Origin of the sequence: Porphyrobacter sp. YT40 (genome assembly GCF_006542605.1) — a bacterium.
In the GTDB taxonomy this organism is placed as follows: domain Bacteria; phylum Pseudomonadota; class Alphaproteobacteria; order Sphingomonadales; family Sphingomonadaceae; genus Erythrobacter.
The window spans coordinates 3,012,473-3,031,924 of the sequence record NZ_CP041222.1; the positions used below are offsets into that span (position 1 = coordinate 3,012,473).

General features: G+C 66.7%; 16 protein-coding genes. 14 read left to right on the forward strand and 2 right to left on the reverse strand.

Features of this window, described 5'->3' with window-relative positions; all coding sequences use genetic code 11:
- The first annotated feature begins 221 nt into the window (after positions 1–221).
- Positions 222–1,490: an HD-GYP domain-containing protein gene (locus E2E27_RS14165; RefSeq protein WP_181443457.1), complete on the forward strand. Its 1,269-nt coding sequence runs from the start codon at positions 222–224 to the stop codon at positions 1,488–1,490.
- 100 nt (positions 1,491–1,590) lie between these two features.
- Here the strand turns inward: E2E27_RS14165 and E2E27_RS14170 are convergent, their stop codons facing one another.
- The gene (locus E2E27_RS14170; RefSeq protein WP_141460190.1) at positions 1,591–4,086 is read right to left on the reverse strand and encodes a TonB-dependent receptor domain-containing protein; all 2,496 of its coding nucleotides are present in this window, start codon (positions 4,084–4,086) and stop codon (positions 1,591–1,593) included.
- 127 nt (positions 4,087–4,213) lie between these two features.
- Positions 4,214–5,323 carry a DUF2332 family protein gene (locus E2E27_RS14175; RefSeq protein ID WP_141460192.1) on the reverse strand — a complete coding sequence of 370 codons (1,110 nt, stop codon included), beginning with the start codon at positions 5,321–5,323 and terminating at the stop codon, positions 4,214–4,216.
- Between the two features lie 210 nt (positions 5,324–5,533).
- Here E2E27_RS14175 and E2E27_RS14180 point away from each other — a divergent pair, with 210 nt between their 5' ends.
- The 13 genes from E2E27_RS14180 to E2E27_RS14240 all read left to right on the forward strand — a co-directional run bounded on the left by E2E27_RS14180 (position 5,534) and on the right by E2E27_RS14240 (position 19,437).
- Positions 5,534–8,050, forward strand: a complete 2,517-nt coding sequence (locus E2E27_RS14180) for a TonB-dependent receptor domain-containing protein (protein ID WP_234036068.1) — start codon at positions 5,534–5,536, stop codon at positions 8,048–8,050.
- 38 nt (positions 8,051–8,088) lie between these two features.
- Entirely contained in the window at positions 8,089–9,858 is a 1,770-nt protein-coding gene (locus E2E27_RS14185; protein ID WP_141460194.1) for a methyl-accepting chemotaxis protein, read from the forward strand.
- 94 nt (positions 9,859–9,952) lie between these two features.
- Positions 9,953–11,464 (forward strand): methyl-accepting chemotaxis protein, encoded by a 1,512-nt coding sequence (locus E2E27_RS14190; protein ID WP_141460196.1) that lies wholly within the window; start codon positions 9,953–9,955, stop codon positions 11,462–11,464.
- Between the two features lie 50 nt (positions 11,465–11,514).
- Positions 11,515–11,772: an STAS domain-containing protein gene (locus tag E2E27_RS14195; protein WP_141460198.1), complete on the forward strand. Its 258-nt coding sequence runs from the start codon at positions 11,515–11,517 to the stop codon at positions 11,770–11,772.
- Positions 11,769–13,904 carry a chemotaxis protein CheA gene (locus E2E27_RS14200; protein ID WP_141460200.1) on the forward strand — a complete coding sequence of 712 codons (2,136 nt, stop codon included), beginning with the start codon at positions 11,769–11,771 and terminating at the stop codon, positions 13,902–13,904. Before E2E27_RS14195 ends, E2E27_RS14200 begins: the two co-directional genes overlap by 4 nt.
- A gap of 16 nt (positions 13,905–13,920) precedes the next feature.
- Complete coding sequence (locus tag E2E27_RS14205) at positions 13,921–14,814, forward strand: CheR family methyltransferase (protein WP_141460202.1); 894 nt, start codon at positions 13,921–13,923, stop codon at positions 14,812–14,814.
- Positions 14,811–15,881, forward strand: a complete 1,071-nt coding sequence (locus E2E27_RS14210; protein ID WP_141460204.1) for a protein-glutamate methylesterase/protein-glutamine glutaminase — start codon at positions 14,811–14,813, stop codon at positions 15,879–15,881. The genes E2E27_RS14205 and E2E27_RS14210 overlap by 4 nt, the downstream gene beginning before the upstream one ends.
- Positions 15,878–16,438, forward strand: a complete 561-nt coding sequence (locus E2E27_RS14215; protein WP_234036069.1) for a chemotaxis protein CheD — start codon at positions 15,878–15,880, stop codon at positions 16,436–16,438. Before E2E27_RS14210 ends, E2E27_RS14215 begins: the two co-directional genes overlap by 4 nt.
- A gap of 18 nt (positions 16,439–16,456) precedes the next feature.
- Entirely contained in the window at positions 16,457–16,837 is a 381-nt protein-coding gene (locus E2E27_RS14220) for a response regulator (protein ID WP_141460206.1), read from the forward strand.
- A 24-nt stretch (positions 16,838–16,861) separates the two neighbouring features.
- Positions 16,862–17,302: a chemotaxis protein CheW gene (locus E2E27_RS14225; protein ID WP_141460208.1), complete on the forward strand. Its 441-nt coding sequence runs from the start codon at positions 16,862–16,864 to the stop codon at positions 17,300–17,302.
- A 2-nt stretch (positions 17,303–17,304) separates the two neighbouring features.
- Positions 17,305–17,607 carry a hypothetical protein gene (locus E2E27_RS14230; protein ID WP_141460210.1) on the forward strand — a complete coding sequence of 101 codons (303 nt, stop codon included), beginning with the start codon at positions 17,305–17,307 and terminating at the stop codon, positions 17,605–17,607.
- Positions 17,597–17,899: a hypothetical protein gene (locus tag E2E27_RS14235; protein ID WP_141460212.1), complete on the forward strand. Its 303-nt coding sequence runs from the start codon at positions 17,597–17,599 to the stop codon at positions 17,897–17,899. Before E2E27_RS14230 ends, E2E27_RS14235 begins: the two co-directional genes overlap by 11 nt.
- Positions 17,899–19,437, forward strand: coding sequence for a methyl-accepting chemotaxis protein (locus E2E27_RS14240; protein ID WP_181443458.1), 1,539 nt, complete (start codon positions 17,899–17,901; stop codon positions 19,435–19,437). Before E2E27_RS14235 ends, E2E27_RS14240 begins: the two co-directional genes overlap by 1 nt.
- The last annotated feature ends 15 nt before the right edge of the window (positions 19,438–19,452 follow it).

The window sequence follows — 19,452 nt, forward strand, 5'->3', positions numbered from 1 at the left end:
ACCCGCAGCCTTGCCTGTCGGCCCTGCGATACCTGCGCAGCGGCGAACAAATTCGCGCCTACCGCGTAAGGGCAAGCACAGAGGCGCGGCCTCCGCATAATCTGGCTTCGAGACGATGGCCCACCCGGCACCTAGGGGATTTACCGAGGGCCGGCTGCGCCAATCGCAAAGGCACTCGCGCTAATCCTCTAACCAATCAATGCACAGCAGGGGCCGACAGGATGCTTAAGACAGTGGCCGCTTCCGAAGTCGAACTGGGCATGTTCGTCCACAAATTCGAAGGAGGCTGGTTCGACCATCCGTTCTGGAAAGCGGGATTTGTGATCGAGGATGCCGACAGGCTTGCCGCGATTCGCGAAAGCCGTTTGCGCGGCGTGGTGATCGACACATCGCGTGGGCGCGATGTCGAAACCAAGGCCGCGCCTTGCGATGCTCCCGATTCGGCACAAGCCGCAGCACAGCCGGTCTCCCGCGCCAAACGGATCAGGCAGCGCGCGGTCGCGCAGGTCGCGGCCCCATCGCGCACGACGATGGCGCAGGAGGTCGAGGCCGCCGCCACCATCGCCCAGCAGGCGCGCGACCGGCTCAGTCAGACCTTCATCGCCGCCCGGCTCGGCAAGGCGCTCGACGTGCGCAAGGTCGAGCCGGTGGTGAGCGATATCCTCGCATCGGTGCGGCGCAATCCGCAGGCCTTCAGCGGACTGATGCGCTGCAAGCTCAAGCACGAGGACGTCTTCCGCCACGCCCTGTCGGTGAGCGCGCTGATGGTGGCGCTGGCCGACCGGATGCGCCTGCCGCCGCAGGAGGTCCACAATTGCGGACTGGCCGGGCTGCTGCTCGATATCGGGGTGAACTATCTCCCGCAGGCGGATCATGCCTCGCTCGGCGAATTGCGTCATCGCAGCGAGCGGGTGTGGCGCCAGCACGTGATGCTCGGCCACCGGGTGTTGCAAAACGACACCGACCTGCCGCAGCTGGTGCTGGACGCCTGCCTGATGCATCACGAGCGGATCGACGGCCACGGCTATCCCCAACAGCTGACCGGGGACGAGATCCCGATGGTCGCGCGCATGGCGGCGATCTGCGATTCCTTCGAATTCCTGCTGGCCGGGAACGGCACTGCGCCCGGTCTCGATCCGGCCGCTGCGGTCGAGGCGCTGCGTGCGCAGGCGGGCGCTTTCGACGAAGACATTCTCGCACAGTTCGTCGAGGTCGTGGGTTTGTATCCCGTCGGCGCCTTCGTGATGCTGCAAAGCCGCAAGCTGGCGATGGTGATCGACGAGGACCGCAAGGACCCTCTGCGCCCGGTGGTGCAGGCCTTCTACTCGCTCGATACGGGTGAGCGGATCCTGCCGCACCGCATCGTGCTGTCCGAATGCAACGACAACGAGCGGATCGTCGGGATCGCCGACCTTACCGGACTGGGCCTGCCCGCCGATGCGCAGCTGCGCGAGCTGGTGTTCCTCAGCGCCTTTCGCAGCCAGCACTGACACCCACCCGCAAGACAAAAAAAGGAAGGGGCCGGCGATCATTCGCCGGCCCCTTTTTCTGGTGCCAGATGGTAGAGGGGGGCGAGCCCCCCTCGCCGTGTCAGAACGCCAGCCGTAGCGAGGCTTGCACCGTCCTGCCGTTGGCAGCGCGGGCAAAGCCGATCCCGTTGGCAGGCACGCTGCCCTGATTGACCTCGAAAATGCCGAGCGTGTTGAACAGGTTCTGCGCGCTCACGGTCAGTTGCAGGTTCTCGGCCGGCTGGAATTCTGCGAAAGCGCCGACCGTGGTGAAGCCGGGCATCCGCAGATTGTTGCTGTCCTGCGCGTAGGAGCTGGTGATCGTCACGATATTCGCGCCCGCGGCAAACTTGCCCAGATCGACCTGCGGGACAGCGACGAAAACCCAGTCGGGCTGATGGCGCGGTTCATTGCCGGTGAGCGCGGCGTTGAGCCGGTCTTCGGTGATCTTGGCCTGCGTATAGGTCGCAGCCAGCATCAGACTGAACGGCCCGCGCACGATATTGCCTTCCAGCTCCACGCCTTCGGCCTCGTAGGTGCGGTTCGTGGCGTTGGCCGCGCCGTTGAGAACGTTCTGGTCCTCGGCTTCGACCTTGAAGACCGTGCCGTTGACCGTGATCCCGCCGCGCCGCAGCTTGAAGCCGCCTTCGTACTGAATGACCGTGTCCTGTTGGTCACCGCTCGGAACATTGCCGGTCAAGGGATCAACCGTGGGCGTGAACAGCACCTTGTCGGCCGCCGCCCGCCCTCCGCGGCTATAGCGCGCAAAGATCGAAAACGGCTCGGCGACGCGGTAATTCACGCCCATCGAGTAGTTGAGGTAGCCATAGTCGTAATTGACCGGTGCCGGGCGATCGAGCGGCAGGAAGGCGGTGCGCGCTTCGGCCGGGACGATCACGCCGTCTTGGTTGAAATCGAAGCTGGTGAGGCCCACACGGCCCCCGCCGAGATCCGCACCGAACAGCTGCCCGCGCACGCGCCCGCTGTCATAGCGCAGGCTCGCGCCCACGGCGAGCTTGCCGATGTGGAAGTTGACCGAACCATAGGGCGCCAGCACGCGGTAATCGACGTCGAAGATGCGCCGAAACAGGCTGCTCTCGCGCCCGAAGGCGAAATAGCCGTTCAGCGTCTGCGGATCGCCCGCGGCGTTGAAGATATCGACCTGCGCGGTCTCGCCCCCGCCATTGGCATCGACGATCATCGCGGTGTGCAGCCACGTCGTGTCGAGTTCCTGCGTGGCGAGGTAGAGTCCGCCGGTGGTGGTCAGCTTGCCGCCGCCCACTTCCCAGACCTTGCTCGCGCGCAGATCATTGGTGAAGTTGTCGAGTGACTTGGCCCGCACGAAGCTGACGAAATAGAGCGACAGCAGCCCATTGCCGTTGATCAGGGCGCCGTCGGCAATCGGCTGACCGGCCAGCGGTCCGCTGGCATAGGCCGCGCTCGACCCCGGACCGCCGATCGCATTGGCGAAGGCCGTCACGGTGTTCTGGCGATTGGGGAACATCCGACTGAAATCGCCACCGTTCACCGCGTAACGCATCTTTTCGGTGATCGTCCAACCGCCCAGATCGAACTGCGCCTCGAAGCCCACCGACTTCGATTTGGCGCTCTGCCCGGTCGCGATCGGCAGGGCGACAGGCTGGTTGTTGCGATCGAGCGTGATCACCGGGCCAAGAAAGCCCGACAGCGTCGAATCCCGGCGCAGATCGAAACCGGGAAAGCTGCGGATGATCGGGTTGTCATTGGTGCCGGTAATGTTCACCGCATAGGGTGCGAAGGTGGGCGAGCGGTCGTCGAGCAGCTTGAAATAGGCGCGAACATAGCCGCCTTCGAACGTGCGGGTGATGTTGGCCTTGATCTGCCCGCCGCGCCAGCCGGTAAAGCCGATGTCGCGCGGGCCTTCGCCCTGACGGTAGAAACCGCCGACATACATCCGGGTGTTTTCGCCCAGCTTCGCGCCGTAATCGAAATCGATCCGCTTCTCGTCGAAGTCGAGGCCCGCCGTCACCTGCACCCGGCCGCCTTCCTGCTCGCCGGTGCGCGAGATGATGTTGACGATCCCGCCCGGCGAGTTCGAGGCGAAGGTCGAAGCCGAACCGCCACGGATGGTCTCGATCGCGTTCACGGTGAAGTCGTTGCGCAGGTAGACATCGGTGGCGACATTGAAGAGATCGCCAAATTCGAGCACCGGCAGCCCGTCTTCCTGGAACTGCATATATTTCGAACCGCCCGCCGCCAGCGGCAGGCCGCGCACGGTGTAGTTGTTGTTGCCCTCGCCAATGCCGGTCGCGACACGCAGGCCCGCCATGGTGCGCAGCACGTCGCCAAGCGGACGCGGGCCGAAGCGCTGGATGTCGTCGCCCTTCAGCGATGACGTCGACGTCGCGCTGTCGAGCCGGTCGCGGCCCTTGGCCATGCCGGTGGAGAAGATTTCCGCCGCAGGCTTTTGTGCTTCGGTTGCCTCTACGGCTTCGGCTTCCGCGTCGGTTTCGGCTTCCTTCGAACCCTCGTCGGCCCAAGCCGGCATTGCCAGCGCCCCGCTGGCGGCAAACAACAGCAATCTTGTCTTGAATGTCATGGTCTGCTCCCCCCGTATGCCGGCTCCCAGTGCGAACGCGGCTTCTTCGAGTGCAGCGTGCCTGATAGGGGACGAGAGTTTGGCAGAGCCGAAAGGCGAACCTAGGGATTGGCGCTAGTCGCGACCTTTACAGGCCACGCCAGTCGATCCACTCGCCATAGGGGTGGCACACAGCCGCCAGCCGCGGTGTGCCGCTTTGTGTTCGCCCGTCCCATTCGGCGATCCTGATCTCGACGATCTTCCGGTCAGCACGCCATTCGATGCCGACCCGGGCGAGCGGACGGTCCGGAGTTGCCGTCGCGCCCGCCAGCGCGAGCGCAGCGTCGATCGCTGCACGTTCGGGCGGGGCCGCATATTGCAGGACCATCGAGTGAAACACCACGCGGCGCACCCCGGCAGGCTGCGGCTCGGCCAGCTGGCGCACCAGCCAGGCGCTTGCCAGTCCTGCCTCGACCTGCGGCGGCGTGCGCTTCGCAAGGCCGATCGCCGCCTCGAGCCGCGCCGCGCGCGCCGTCTCGCCAGGCCAGACATATGCCTTAAGCCGATCGTGATCGACCGGATTGGCAACATCGAGCGGATGGAGATCGACCCCTCGCGTCCCGGTGATGGTCAGCGGCGCGGCAGGCAGCGCTTGCCCACGCCATTCGGGCCGGAGCCGCACGGGGCTGTCGGGCGCACACATCGCGGCGTCTCCCAGCTCTACGGCATAAAGCGGGAAGTTGAGATTGAGCCCGGCGCTCGCTCCCAGTTCCAGTACTTCGCAGGCCCCCGCGCGATCTTTCTCCAGTTCCAGCAGCGCCGCAACCAACCCCGCCACGCGCAGGGTTTCGTTGGTCTGTGTCGGATGCGCCAGCCATCCGAGCAGTTCCTCGTGATGCTTTTGCAGCACCGCGACAAGTGCGGCATCGAGCCGGTCGGGCGAAACCATCGCAGGCGGCGCGGCAACGCCGTAAAGCCGCTCGAGCGCGCCTGCTTTCCCGGCAAGCGCGAGAGCGTGAAGCCCGGCATTGAGGCGGAACACCACTCCATCGGCAGCCAGATCGCCGGGCCAGTGCTCGAGCCGGTCGAACAGCGCCGGAACGCGTGGCAGCACCCGGGCGAGCGCCATCATCAGCGCCGCAGCGAGCGGCTTGCCGAAAGCGCGTGCCTTGCGCGCCTCCACCACCAGTTGCGGCACGGCACGATCCGGGACGAAATCGGTGTCGGCAAGAAAACGGGAGGAAAGCGGAAAGGTCAAGCGTGCGGCCTCTTTATGGTATCGGGTCGGAGGGCAGCATAGGAACGCCAACCCAACACTATCCCATCCCAGCCTAAGGGAAATTCCGCAGGCATGGCGGTTGTCATGCCCCTCGTAACTTTACCCACCCTCCTGTCGCATCAGGGTTAAAACCAGCGCGCCTATCCCGACGCTCCGCCTTGGACGGTATCAATTTGGAGCTTCGAGAAAATGCGTTTCTACACGGGTTTTGCGGCAATGCTGCTGGCAACCACTGCGGCCACCCCTGCCCTCGCCACCGCAGCTGACGGCGATAACGGCACAGCAGCCGACGACGTGACCGGCGAACAGGCGGCAGAGCCCGCCGCCCCCAGTACCAAGCGCGCCTTCACCACCGGCGTCGCCAAGGGACGCGACCTGCTCGACACCGCGATTTCCGCGAGCGTGATCGACGATCATGACCTGTCGCAACTGTCGGTCAGTTCGATCGCCGGGATCATGCAGAACATTCCTGGCATCCGGTCCGAGACTTCGGATATCGACGGCTTCTCGGCCATCACCATCCGCGGCCTGCCGCTTTCGGCCGATGGCTCCAAGTTTCTGCAGCTGCAGGAGGACGGCCTGCCCGTGCTCGAGTTCGGCGATATTCACTTCGCCGGGATCGACCAGTTCCTGCGCGCCGACCTTACGCTGGCCCAGGTGCAGGCGATCCGCGGCGGTTCGGCTTCGACGTTTGCCTCGAACTCTCCGGGCGGATTGATCAACTTCATTTCGCGCACCGGGCAGCATGCTGGCGGGATGCTTCAGGTTTCGAGCGGTGTCGGCCATGACCTGAAGCGGATCGACTTTGCTTATGGCAGCCCGCTCGGCGACGGCTGGCGTTTCCACGTCGGCGGCTTCTACCGGCAGGGCGAAGGCCCGCGCGCCATCGGCTATGACGGGTTCCGCGGCGGCCAGATCAAAGCCAATGTCACCAAGGAGTTCGAGGGCGGCTATATCCGCATCTACGGCAAATTCATGGATGATCGGCAGCCCAATTACTCGCTCTATCCGATCACTCTGAGCGGTACGGACGAAAATCCGGTTGTCGGCAACCTGCCGGGCAACGCTATCAAGGACGATGCCTACGGATCGCCGTTGACGGCACGCTATCCGGGGGTCGATCAGAACAACAATCCCACCAGCTACGATGCCCGCAACGGGCTGCGGGGCATCACGTCCTCACTGGGTCTTGAAGCGCAATTCGACATTGGCGAATGGACGGTCACCAATCGTTTCCGCTTCGCCGACATCAGCGGCGAATACAATGAATCGATCGCCATGGTCACCCTGCCCGCCCCGGTGCTGGCGGGCCTGTTCGGCGGACCGGGTGCGACCCTGAGCTATGCCGCCGGGCCGAATGCGGGCCAGCCCATCAACGATGCGCGCCTGCTGGCCTATTCGATCGCCATCAATGCCCAGTTGAACGCGCTGGACAATGTCACCAACGACCTGCGCGCCAGTCGTGTGTGGGATCTTGGCAAAGGGGTTCTGACGACCACCGGCGGCGTCTATACCTCGGCGCAGTCGATCGACATGTACTGGAATTTCGCAAACGCGATCAACGACATTGCCGGGGGCGGCCGCAATGCGCCGGTCAACCTGTTCGACGCCGGCGGCACGGCGCTCACCGACAACGGGGTCAACGCCTATGGCTTCGGCTTTGCGGTGCCCTTGTCGACCTACCACACGAGGTACGACCTCGATTACAGCATCACCGCGCCCTATGGCTCGATTAACTGGCAGATCGGCAAGCTCGCCATCGGTGCGAGCGTGCGCTGGGACAAGGGCACGGTTGACGGGAACGTTTTCTCCTCCGCCTTCCCCGGTCGAAATGGCCAGGCCGCGATCGATGTCAATGGCGATGGCGTCATTTCGGATGCCGAAACTCGGGTCGCGATCCTGCCGCTCACCCAGCCCGCAGCGGTCGATTACGACTATGATTATCTGTCCTATTCGACCGGCGTGAATTACCGCTTTGCCGACAGCCTCTCGGCCTTCGCGCGTTACAGCCGTGGCGGCCGCGCCAATGCCGAACGCATTCTCGGGATCGGCTCGCTGAACCCTGCCTCGGGCGCGTTGATCGATCCGACGGTGGCCTTCAGCATCGTCAAGCAGGCAGAGGCCGGCGTGAAGTTCCGCAAGGACAATCTCAGCGCCTTCGTTACCGGCTTCTGGGCCTCGACCGATGATCGCAATTTCCAGATCGGGGCCGATGCCGCCGGTCAGGTCGTGGTGATCGAGGTCAACCGCACCTACAGCGCCAAGGGTATCGAATTCGAAGGCGAATGGCGCAAGGGGCCCTTCGCCATCACGGTGGGCGCGACCTTCACCGATGCCAGCATCGATGATGACAAGATCGACACCAGCTTCAACGGCAACACCCCGCGCCACATCCCCGATCTCGCTTTCTTCGCCCGGCCGACGGTCGAGCTGAAGAACGTCACCTTCGGCGCCGTCATCAACGGCACGACGGAAAGCTACGCGCAGGACAGCAACCAGCTGATTCAGCCCGGTTACGTTCTGGTGAGCCCCTTCGTGCAGTTCCGCCCGACAGAGCGGCTGACGGTCGCGGTCAACGCCTTCAACGTGCTTGACGAACTGGCGGTCGTGCAACTCGCCGCAGCGACGATCCCGCCCTCGGGCATCGCCAACGCTCAGGTGATGAACGGCCGCACGGTCACGGCATCGCTGCGTTACACATTCTGACGATCGCAGACCGGAAATGGACGAGAGGACCCCCTGCCATGCTTGACCGGATGAATATCCCGCGCCGCCTTGGCTTTGCTTTCGTGCTGCTCAATGTCGTCGCCGCTGCGGTGATGATCGCTTGCGGTGTCAGCCTTGCGATGATTTCGTCGGTGACGGCGCGCAACACGGAAAGTCAGGCGATCCTCGCCAACGTGCTGGGGCTCGAAACCGCCTTGCTGCGGCAGAACAGCCAGCTGCGCGGGTTTCTGGTGACGGGCGATCAGAGCTACCTCAAATCCTACTACGAGGGCCGTGACGATTACGATCGTATCTCGGCCGAACTGGAAACGCAGCTGACCGATCCGGGCCTTCAGGAGAAGGTCCGGATCAGCCGCGCGGAAACCCTCAAATGGCGGCGTGACTGGGGCGACAAATATGTGGCCGTGGTCAAGGCCGGCGGCCGCGACAGCGCGCAGGCGGCGATCCGGGCGGCAGGCAAGAAAGTGCTGGTGAGCGATGCCGTCAACCCCTTGCGCGACATCCGCGATGCCCAGCACGCCGCGATCGAGGAGCAGAGCGCATGGCAGGCCGCGGTTATCACCATGGCCTGGGTGGCGCTGGGCCTGGGTGCGGCGATGCTGATCGGCCTGGCACTGGTGCTGTCGCGTGCGCTCACCCGCTCGATCGCCCAACCGATCGCGCAACTAACGAAAGCCGTCACCGATCTTTCGCGCGGGGCAAATGATATCGCCATTCCGGGCACCGATCGCAGCGACGAGCTGGGCGCCATGGCGCAGGCAATGCTGCTGTTCCGCGACGCGGCGGTAGAGCGCCAGCGCGCCGTCGCCGAGCGCGAGGATGCCGTCGCCCGCATCGGCGAGCATCTGGCCGCCGTGGCGCAATCCGATCTCACCGTGCGGCTCACCAACATGCCGCCCGCCTTCCAGTCGCTGGCCGAGGATTTCAACGGCGCGATCGGGCGGCTGGCTCATGCGATGGGCGCGGTGAACGAGAGCATCGGCGCGATCAATCTGACCAGCGAAGAGATCGAGCACGCGATGAGCGATCTCGCCAGCCGGTCCGAAGATCAGGCCGCGCGCCTGCAATTGTCCTCCAGCACGATGGCAAGCCTGTCGGCGAATATCGAACAGAACGCCAGCCTCGCCGTCGGGGTCAGCGGCGCGATGCGCGAGGCGCGCGAGGAAGCCACCAGCGGCGGCGCGGTGGTCGGCCGGGCGATCCAGGCGATGGATCAGATCGAAACCGCGAGCGGTGAGATCTCGGAGATCACTGCAATGATCGACAATATCGCCTTCCAGACCAACCTGCTCGCTCTCAACGCCGGGGTCGAGGCCGCGCGCGCGGGCGAGGCGGGCAAGGGCTTTTCGGTGGTTGCCTCCGAAGTGCGTGCGCTCTCGATGCGCGCGACCGAAGCGGCAAGCGAGATCAAGGCGCGGGTCGAGGCCGTCACCGGCCATGTCCGCACCGGGGTGGAGCTGGTCAACGAAACCGGATCGGCGCTGCAAACCATCATCGCGCGGGTCAGCGACGTCACCGATGCCGTCAGCCGCATCGCCGATGCGGTCAGCGAACAGAGTATCGCGCTGCGGAACGTCAGTGAAACCATCGGCGCGATGGACAGCATGACGCAGCAGAACGCGGCGATGGTCGAACAGACCAATGCCGCCACCCGCAACCTCAATCACGAAGCGCGGCAGCTGGCCAACACCTTTGCCGGTTTCCGCATCGGCCAGGCTGAGGCCGATCCGGTTCGGGCCCTTCCGGCGCCCGCCCGGTCACATCGGCGAACGAACCTCGCCGCCTGATCCGCACTAGGGAATGCTCCTAGTCGGCCAACAAACCACCTCTCAGTCCGAAAATTCTAAGGTCGCGACAACAAGCCTCGCCAAGGACTACGCCATGATCACCTGGTTCAAGAAGCATGCACCGATCCGCACCAAGTTCACCGTCCTGATCGCGACCAATGGCTTTCTCGGCATGATCGACCTGCTCGCGGTCTACCTCGGGATTCAGGGAATCATCAGCCAGACGACTGCGATCGGCATCGCCCTTGTGACGATGCTGCTGCTGACGGTGGAGATGGTGCTGGCGAAGGAGTGGGTTTCGGCCGCCTATGTCGCCACCGTGGTGCGGATGGAGAAGCTGGCGGAGGGCGATCTGACTTCGCCGATCTTCCACACGGAACACCGCGACTGCGTTGGGCGGATGACCAAGGCGATGGACGTATTTCGTGCCAATGCGCTGAGGGTGCAGGAAGCTGAAGCCGACAAGTCCGGCGCGGTCGTGGCGGCGCTGTCCGATGCGCTCAGCCGTCTGGCCCAGGGCGATCTCACCCATCGCATCACCGAAATGCCGAGCGAGGAGCACAGGCGGCTGGCCGAGGCGTTCAATGCTTCGGTGGCAAAGCTGGAAACCATGATCGCCGCCGTGCGAGAAACCGCGAGCGGCGTGCGCACTTCGTCGGACGAAATCCGTGCCGCCTCCGAAGACCTCGCGCTGCGCAACGAACAGCAGGCCGCCAGCCTCGAGGAAACCGCCGCCTCGGTCGGCACCACGGTCGCCCTCACCCGGCAGTCGGCCGAGAATGCCGGCGCGGCCCGCAGCGCCATCACCCAGACCCACACCCGCGCCACCGAAGGCGGCGTGGTGGTCGGCAAGGCCGTCGCTGCAATGGGTGCGATCGAGCACTCGGCCAAGGAAATCACCCAGATCATCGACGTGATCGACGGGATCGCGTTTCAGACCAACCTGCTCGCGCTAAACGCCGGGGTCGAGGCCGCGCGTGCGGGCGAGGCGGGCAAGGGCTTTGCCGTGGTCGCGGGCGAAGTGCGCGCGCTGGCCCAGCGCAGCGCCGATGCCGCGCGCGACATCAAGGCGTTGATCGGCAAGTCCACCGCCCATGTCAGCGAAGGCGTGAGCCTGGTGGGCGAGACCGGCACGCTGCTCGCCGAAATCGTCGCGCAGGTCGGCGCGGTTACCGTGCAGATGGGCGACATCGCCGAAACCGCTGCCGCGCAGGCGAGCAATCTCGATCAGGTCAATTCCGCGGTCGGGTCGATCGACCGCATGACGCAGCAGAACGCGGCGATGGTCGAACAGGCCACTGCCGCCACCCGCAGTCTCTCGACCGAGGCCCAGCGCCTCGCCGAGCTGGTCTCGCAGTTCCGGGTCAGCGGCGGCGGAGAGCTTGCCGCCACGGCGCCTGCTCCTGCGCCTGCAAGCGCGCCCAGGCCCGCACCCCGCCCCGCGCCGCGCAAGCCGGCGGCCCCGCGCGCTGCCGCGTCCGCTCCAGCCCCCGCCCCGGTGTCATTGCCGGTCAAGGGTAACCTCGCCCGCAAGCCGGCGCCGATGCCCGCACCCGTGCCCGCACCGGCTGCGCTGCCTGACGAGGATGACTGGAGCGAGTTCTGACGCTCCCCGCGCCCGCGTAATCCCCCAACCCCTGCACAAGGCCCTCCGCCATGATCACCCTGCCCCCGATCTGCGATCGCAGCGCCGCTGCCGCGCTCTACCCCGAAGTGGCCGAAGCGCTGGGGCCGCTGCCGCTCGCCATCGATGCCGCACGGGTCGAGCGGGTCGGTCAGGCGATGCTGCAGCTGCTGGTCTCCGCCGCGCGCAGCGAGGGCGGGATCGCGGTCCGCAATCCCAGCCCGGCCTTCAGCGCCGCTCTGGCCCTGACCGGGCTTGACCACGTCATCATGGAAGGCCTCGCCGCATGACCGAAGACGACATCAAGCAGATCTTCTTCGTCGAATGCGAAGAGTCACTCGAAGCCGCCGAAAATGGCCTTGCCGCCTGCCGCGATGGCACCCACGATGCCGAGACGATCAACGCGATCTTCCGCGCGGTGCATTCGATCAAGGGCGGCGCGGGCGCATTCGGGCACACCGCGCTCGCGGCCTATACCCATGGCTTCGAAAACCTGCTGGGCGAGATCCGCGAGGGGCTGGTGCCGCTCGATCCGGGCCTTGTCGATCTGCTGCTGCTGGCGCTCGATTGCCTGCGCGATCATGTCGAGGCCGCGCGCGGCGGCACGCCTCCCCCCGACGATGCCGAGTTGCTGACGCGGCTGGAAGCCGCCCAAGCGGGCGGCAGCGGGGCGGCAGCAGCACCGGCAGAACCGCCCTCGGCCCCCGTCGCGCCCGCGCCAGCTTTCGACGATCTCGATTCGTTGCTCGACGAGCTTTCCGCCCCCGCACCTGCCCCCTCCCCCTCGGCTCCCGACAGCTGGCTGGTCCACATCCGCCCTCACGCGGGCGCGATGACCAAGGGGAGCGAGCCGCTGCTGTGGCTGCGTGAGCTGACCGATCTGGGCGGCACTTGCGAACATTGCGACATCACCGCCATCCCGCCGTTCGAACAGCTGGCGACCGAACAGGGCTATCTCGGCTGGGCCTTTCGCATGCCCGGCCATGTCAGCCGCCAGAGCGTCTCGGAGATCTTCGACTTCGTCGGTGACGAAGTGGGGATCGCCTTCGGACCCGAGGGGACGATGCCGCCGCCGCGCATCGCCGCGCGTGCGGCGGCTGCGCCTGCCGCGCCCCCGCCGGTCACGACCACGCCTGCACCCTCGACCGAGCCCGGCACCCCGCCGCTCGCCAATCAGGCCGCCGCGCCCGCCGCCGCTGGCGCTGCTCCGGCCCCGGCCAACCAGTCGGTGCGGATCGACCTCAGAAAGCTCGACATGCTGATCGACGGCGTGGGCGAGCTGGTGATCGCGCAGGCGATGCTCGCCCAGCGGCTCGCCAACGAAAACCTCGCCCATGTCGAGGAGCTGGCGCTGATCGACACGCTGGTGCGCGATATTCAGGAGCACGCCATGGCCTTCCGCGCCCAGCCGATCAGCTCGGTGTTCGGGCGTGTCCCGCGGCTGCTGCGCGAATTGGGCGGAAGCACCGGCAAGCACGTGAAACTGGAAGTGGCGGGCGAGACCACCGAACTCGACAAGACCGTGATCGAGCGCCTGTCCGAACCGATGACACACCTGATCCGCAACGCTGTCGACCACGGGATCGAAAGCCCGGAAGAACGCCGCGCGGCAGGCAAGGATCCCGAAGGCACGCTCACCCTCTCCGCCGAACAAAAGGCGGGCCGGATCATCATCCGCATCGCCGACGACGGGCGCGGGATCGACCGCGAGCGCGTGCTGGCCAAGGCGATCGCCAACGGCCTTGTCGCCCCCGAGGCGCAGCTTTCGGATGACGACATCAACCAGCTGATCTTCGCCCCCGGTTTTTCGACCGCCGCGCAGGTTTCCAACATCTCAGGGCGCGGGGTCGGGATGGATGTGGTCAAGCAGAACGTGAAGGAACTGGGCGGGCGCATCACCATCGAAAGCACGCCCGGCAAGGGCACCGCCTTCAGCCTGGCCCTGCCGCTGACGCTGGCGATTTCGGACGGCATGATCGTGCAGGTCGGCGACCAGTCGCTGGTGATCCCGCTCGCCCATGTGATCGAAAGCCTGCGCCCCGCGCCCGCCGACGTGAAGGGCCTGGGCACCAGCGCACAGGTGCTGAACGCGCGCGGCAGTTTCGTGCCGATCGTCCCGCTCGGACTGCTGACCGGCGCGGAAGACGCGGTCACCAACCCGTGCGAAGGCGTGCTGGTGCTGGTCGAGACCGAAGGCCATGGCCGCGCCGCGCTGCTGGTCGACACGATCACCGATCAGCGCCAGTTCGTGATCAAGGCGCTCGACGCGCATTACCGCCAGATCGACAGCGTGGCGGGCGCGACGATCCTCGGCAACGGCAAGGTCGCGCTGATCGTCGATGTCGACTTCATCGCCTCGGCTGCCGCGCGCGGTCCGATCTCCTCCGGCAGCGGCGCGGCGCCGCTGGCGGCCGCCGCCTGAGCCGGGAGCGCGCGCCATGTTCGCCCCTGCCACCGGTGCAAGCCCGGAGGGTATCGTGCCCGGTGTCAGCCCCGCGATCTACAGCGAGGCCGATTTCCACCGCATCGCCGACCTGATCCACGCGGCCAGCGGGATCGTGTTGTCGGAGCGCAAGCAGATGCTCGCCTATTCGCGCCTCGCCCCGCTGGTGCGGCGCAGCGGGCTGGCGAGCTTCGGCGCCTTCCTCGACACGCTGGCGGATGATCCCGCCGCCCTGACCGAAGTCATCACCGCGCTCACCACCAATCACACCTATTTCCACCGCGAGCCGCACCACTACGAACATTTCGAGCGCGACGTGCGCCCTGCTCTGGTGGCGCAGGCGCAGGCAGGCAGGCCGGTGCGGATCTGGTCGGCGGGGTGCTCGAGCGGGGAGGAAATCTGGACGCTGCTGATGGTGCTGCTCGGGCCCGATCGCAACGCCGGCCTCGCGATTGCGCGCGGGCCGGTGCTGGCGCTCGCCAGCGACATCTCGACCAACGCGCTCGCCGGAGCGCGCGCGGCGACCTATCCGACCGCTGCGCTCGATGCCCTGCCCGAGGCCCTGCGCAAGCAATGGTGCGTGCCTGCCGACGGGTCCGAAACGGGACAGCTGACGATCGACCCGGCGATGCAGGCGATGGTGCGTTTCCGGCGGCTCAACCTGCTGGAAGACTGGCCCATGCGCGGGGCCTTCGACGTGATCTTCTGCCGCAACGTGATGATCTATTTCGACGCCTCCACCAAGGATCGTCTGGTGGAGCGTTTCGCCCGTCAGCTGGTGCCTGGCGGCTATCTCTACATCGGCCATTCGGAGCGGGTCGGCGGCCCGGCCTCGGCGCTGCTCGAACCGGTCGGCCCGACCATCTACCGGCGAAAGGGCCACATATGACCATCCGCGTGCTGATCGTCGACGATTCCGCGCTGATGCGCGCGCTGCTCCAGCACCGGCTGGAGCGCGAGGCCGACATTGCCATTGTCGGCACCGCCGCCAATGCGGCCGAGGCGCGCCAGCTGATCAAGACGCTCGACCCCGACGTGGTGACGCTCGATATCGAGATGCCGGGGATGGATGGCCTCAGCTTCCTCGAAAAGATCATGCAGCTGCGCCCGACCCCGGTCATCCTCGTTTCGGGCGCGACCGAGGCCGGGGCGAGCGCCACCGCGCGCGGCCTGCAACTCGGCGCGATCGGGTGCATCGCCAAGTCGCAGCTGAGCGTGACTCCGGGCGCGGGCGATGACGGCGCACTGGTCGACATGGTGCGCGAAGCGGCCAGAGCACGCGGGCATCTCGGCCCGCCGCGGCAGGCTTCGTCGCCGCCCGCCGTTCCCGTGCCCGCCGCGAATGCTGCAGCCGCCCGGCCCGATGTGATCGTGATCGGCGCTTCGACCGGCGGGGTCGAGGCGCTGCACACCCTGCTCGCCAGCTTCCCGGCCGATTGCCCGCCGACGCTGATCGTCCAGCACATCAACGGCTGTTTTGCCGGAGCGATCGCGCAATCCTTCGACCGCGCGATACGCCCGCGGGTGATGCTGGCGGAGAGCGACATGCCGCTGGAGCCGGGCACGGTGCTGCTTGCGCCCGGCAACGAACGCCACCTCCAGGTCGCCGCCGCCGGTGCGCGGGGGCTGCGCTGCGTGCTGCGCGAGGGCGATCCGGTCTCCGGCCACCGCCCCAGCGTCGACCGCCTGTTCGCCTCGCTCGCCAGCACTTTGGCGGCCAACGGCGGCGGCCCGCGGGCGCTGGGCGTGCTGCTGACCGGCATGGGGCAGGACGGCGCACAGGGCATGGCGCAACTCGCCAGCATCGGCGCACGCACCATCGCGCAGGATCAGGCGACCTGCGTCGTCTTCGGCATGCCGCGCGCCGCGATCGATCTGGGCGCGGCGGGCGAGGTGCTGCCGCTGCCGCGCATCGGCCCATCCATCTTCACTCCTGCCAAGGCTGTGCTCGCATGACCGCCATGAACCCCATTGCCGGCGCCGCGATCGAGATGCTGCGCGTGACTATCGTCCAAGGCGAGGCCAAGGCGAGCACCGATCCGCGCGTCGAGATGAGCACGATCCTCGGCAGCTGCGTGGCGACCTGCCTGTTCGATCCGGTCGCCCGGGTCGGCGGGATGAACCACTTCCTCCTCGCCGAACCGCCCAAGCACGTGCAGAGCCAGCAGTTCGACAGCGATTACGGCCTGTTCCTGATGGAACTGCTGATCAACGAAATGCTCGGGCTCGGCGCAAGCAAGATCCGGATGCGCGCCCGGCTTTACGGCGGGGCCAATCTCAACCCCGATCTCGCCCCGATCGGCACCGCCAATGCCGCCTTTGCCCGCCAGTTTCTCGACCGCGAGAAGATCCCCTGCGTGTTCGAGGATCTCGAAGGCACGCAGGCGCGGCGCATCCAGTTCCGTCCCGCCAGCGGGCAGGTGCGCGCGCGCCTCGTCCCGGCCGAGACCGCCCCTACGCAAAAACCGCTGGGACGGCCGCAATCGGCGCTTGGGACAGTCGAGCTATTCTAGGACGAAACGGAGACCATCATGCACACCCAATCGACACCGATCCGTGTCCTCACGGTCGACGACAGCGCCTCGATGCGCGCGCTCCTGCTCGGCGCGCTCACCTCGCGCGGCTTTGCCGTCGAACAATGCGAGGACGGTCAGGAAGCGCTCGAATGGCTCGCCTCGAACGAGGTCGACGTCATCATCACCGATATCAACATGCCGCGGCTCGACGGGTTCGGTCTGATCGAGAAGCTGCGCGGCAGCGCGCTTCATGCCGAGCGGCCGATCCTGGTGCTGACCACCGAAAGCTCCGACGAGAAAAAGCAGCGCGCCCGCAATGCCGGGGCGACCGGCTGGATCGTCAAACCCTTCGACGCCGACAAGCTCACCGCCGCGCTGCGCCGCGTGATCCACTGATCCAGCCGACCGAGGAGACCTTCCATGCGCCACGAACTCATCACCTTCGGCATCGCCAGCCAGCGCTTCGGCATCGATATCATGACCGTGCGCGAAATCCGCGCCTGGTCGCCCGTCACCCGCCTGCCGCGCGTGCCAGACTATGTCGCGGGCGTCGTCAATCTGCGCGGCGCGGTGCTGCCGGTGGTCGACCTTGCCGCCCGGCTCGGCTGGGAGCCGACCGAGGCGACCCCGCGCAACCCGATCATCGTGATCGAACACCTCGGCCAGATGCGCGGGCTGATCGTTCATGACGTGGCCGACATCGTCTCGATCGAGACCGGCTCGCTCCAGCAGCCCGATGCGATGGGGCACGAAACCATCACCCACTTTATCGAAGGCATCGCCCCGCTGGGCGAGGACATGGTGATGGTGCTCGATCTGGCACGGCTGATGGCCGACGAACCGCTCGAACTGGCCGCGTGACGATGGCCGGCGCCGCAACTGCTCTCGCCACGCCCCCCGGCGCGCCGCACTCGCCCGCGCTGCTGGCGGCGATTGCCGCGCGGCTGGCGACCCTGGCGCAAGGCTCGGAGGATTTCGGGATCGTGCTGTGCAGCGATCCCGGCGTCGCGGGCCGCTATCTCGTGCAGTTGCAGCAGATCGACCGGCTCGCGCAATCGTTGCGCGAAATCGCCGCGGTGCTCGGCGCAGAGGATCCCGCCGCTGCGGTCGCTGCCATCCGTCTGGGTGAGCTGCGCGAGACGCTGGGGGCTGCCGATGGGCCGTGACACCGCGATGTTCGCGCTGCACGCCTGCGCGGCAGGCTTTACGCTGGTCGCCGCGCTGCTCTGGCCGCGTGCAGGCGAGGCCGCGCTGCTGGTGCCGGTCGGCGGGCAAGATGTCGCCAGCCTCACTCACTTCGCCGCGCGCGAGGGCGCCCCCCTGCTCGAACTCGACAGCGGCCGCGTGATCGCGCGGCTGGACGATCGGGGCAGCCCGCTGCGAGCGCTCTCCGAAGGCATCCTGCCGCTGGCCGCCAGCGCGCGCGGATGCAGCCCACTGGAAGCAAGGGAATCCTGATGGAAACCTACGACATGACCCGCCTGCGCGAGAACGGCGTGCGGCTGATCACTGCCGTCATTGCTTTGGTCGCCGCCGTGATCCTCGTCTGGAGCCTGACCGCAGGCGAACCTGTGCTCGGCATTGCCGCGCTGGCGCTTGCCGCTGTTCCCGTGCGCTGCGCGATCGCACGGCGGAGCGATGGGCTGGCGCGCCTGTCGATTGCGATTACCCTGCCGCTGATGGCCGCTTTGCTGGTCGCCCTCGCCCGCGAGACTGGCTGGGTGATCGATATGCACATGGTGTTCTTCTCGTTCCTCGCGATGCTGGTGATCATGGCCTGCTGGCGGGTGATCTTGGCCGCCACGCTGACGATCGCGGTGCACCACCTGCTGCTCAACTTCGTCGCCCCCGCCTATGTCTTCCCCGATGGCTCAGACTTGGCGAGGGTGCTTTTTCACGCCGTAGTGGTGCTCATCGAAGCCGCCGTGCTGATCGCGCTGTGTCGCCGAATCGAGACGCTGGTGCGCGGGCTGACCGCCGCACACGAAGCGCAGGCGGCGCTCGATGCCCAGCGCCATGCCGAGCGCGAGGCTGTCGCCGCCGAACAGCGGACGGTGATCGCACAGCTCTCGCAGCGGCTCGGCGCGCTGGCGCAGGGCGACCTCGCCAGCCGCATCGACACGCCCTTCCCCGGCGAATACGAGACCGCCCGAACCTCACTCAATCACACCTGCGGCGAGCTTGACGCGATGGTGAGCGCAGTCGCGCAGACCGCCGATGGCGTCGCCAGCGGCGCGCACGAATTGCGCGAGGCTTCCGGCAGCCTGGCGAGCAAGACCGAACAGCAAAGCGCCGCGATCGAGACCGCGGTCGCCACCGCCGCCGCATTGCTGCGCGATATCGAGGCGCAGGCCGCCGGCTGGAACGCGGCGCGCGATACCGCGCTGGGGGCCAAGGCCGATGCCGATCGCGGCAGCGACGATATCGCTGGCGCCGCCGAAGCGATGCGCCGGATCGAGGCCTCCTCGGGCGAAATCGGCGAGATGATCGGCTTCATCGACACCATCGCTTTCCAGACCAACCTCCTCGCCTTGAACGCCGGGGTCGAAGCCGCGCGTGCGGGTGAGGCGGGCAAGGGCTTTGCCGTGGTCGCAGGCGAGGTGCGCGAGCTGGCGCAGCGTTCGGCCCAGTCGGCCAGTGCGATCAAGCAGCTGGTCGCCAATTCGAAGGAGGAGGTCGCCATCGGCGTCGCGCGGGTGCAGCAGATGGTCGACCTGCTCGGCTCGCTGGTGGCGCGCTTCTCCGAGATTGCCGAGCGGATCGACACGATCGCCAGCGGTTCCGACGGCACCCTTGCCGCGATCCGCCAGATCGATGCCAGCATGACCGTGCTCGACCGGGGCATGCAACAAAACGCGGCGATGGCCGAACAGACCAGTGCGGCATCGTTGCAATTGCTGTCGAGCGCGCAGGAACTGAACCGCGAGGTCGCCCGGTTCCGGCCGCAAGGGTCGCCAGCCCCCACATCCTTCTACCCGAAAAGCGAAGCCGCCTAAGCACAATCACTCCCT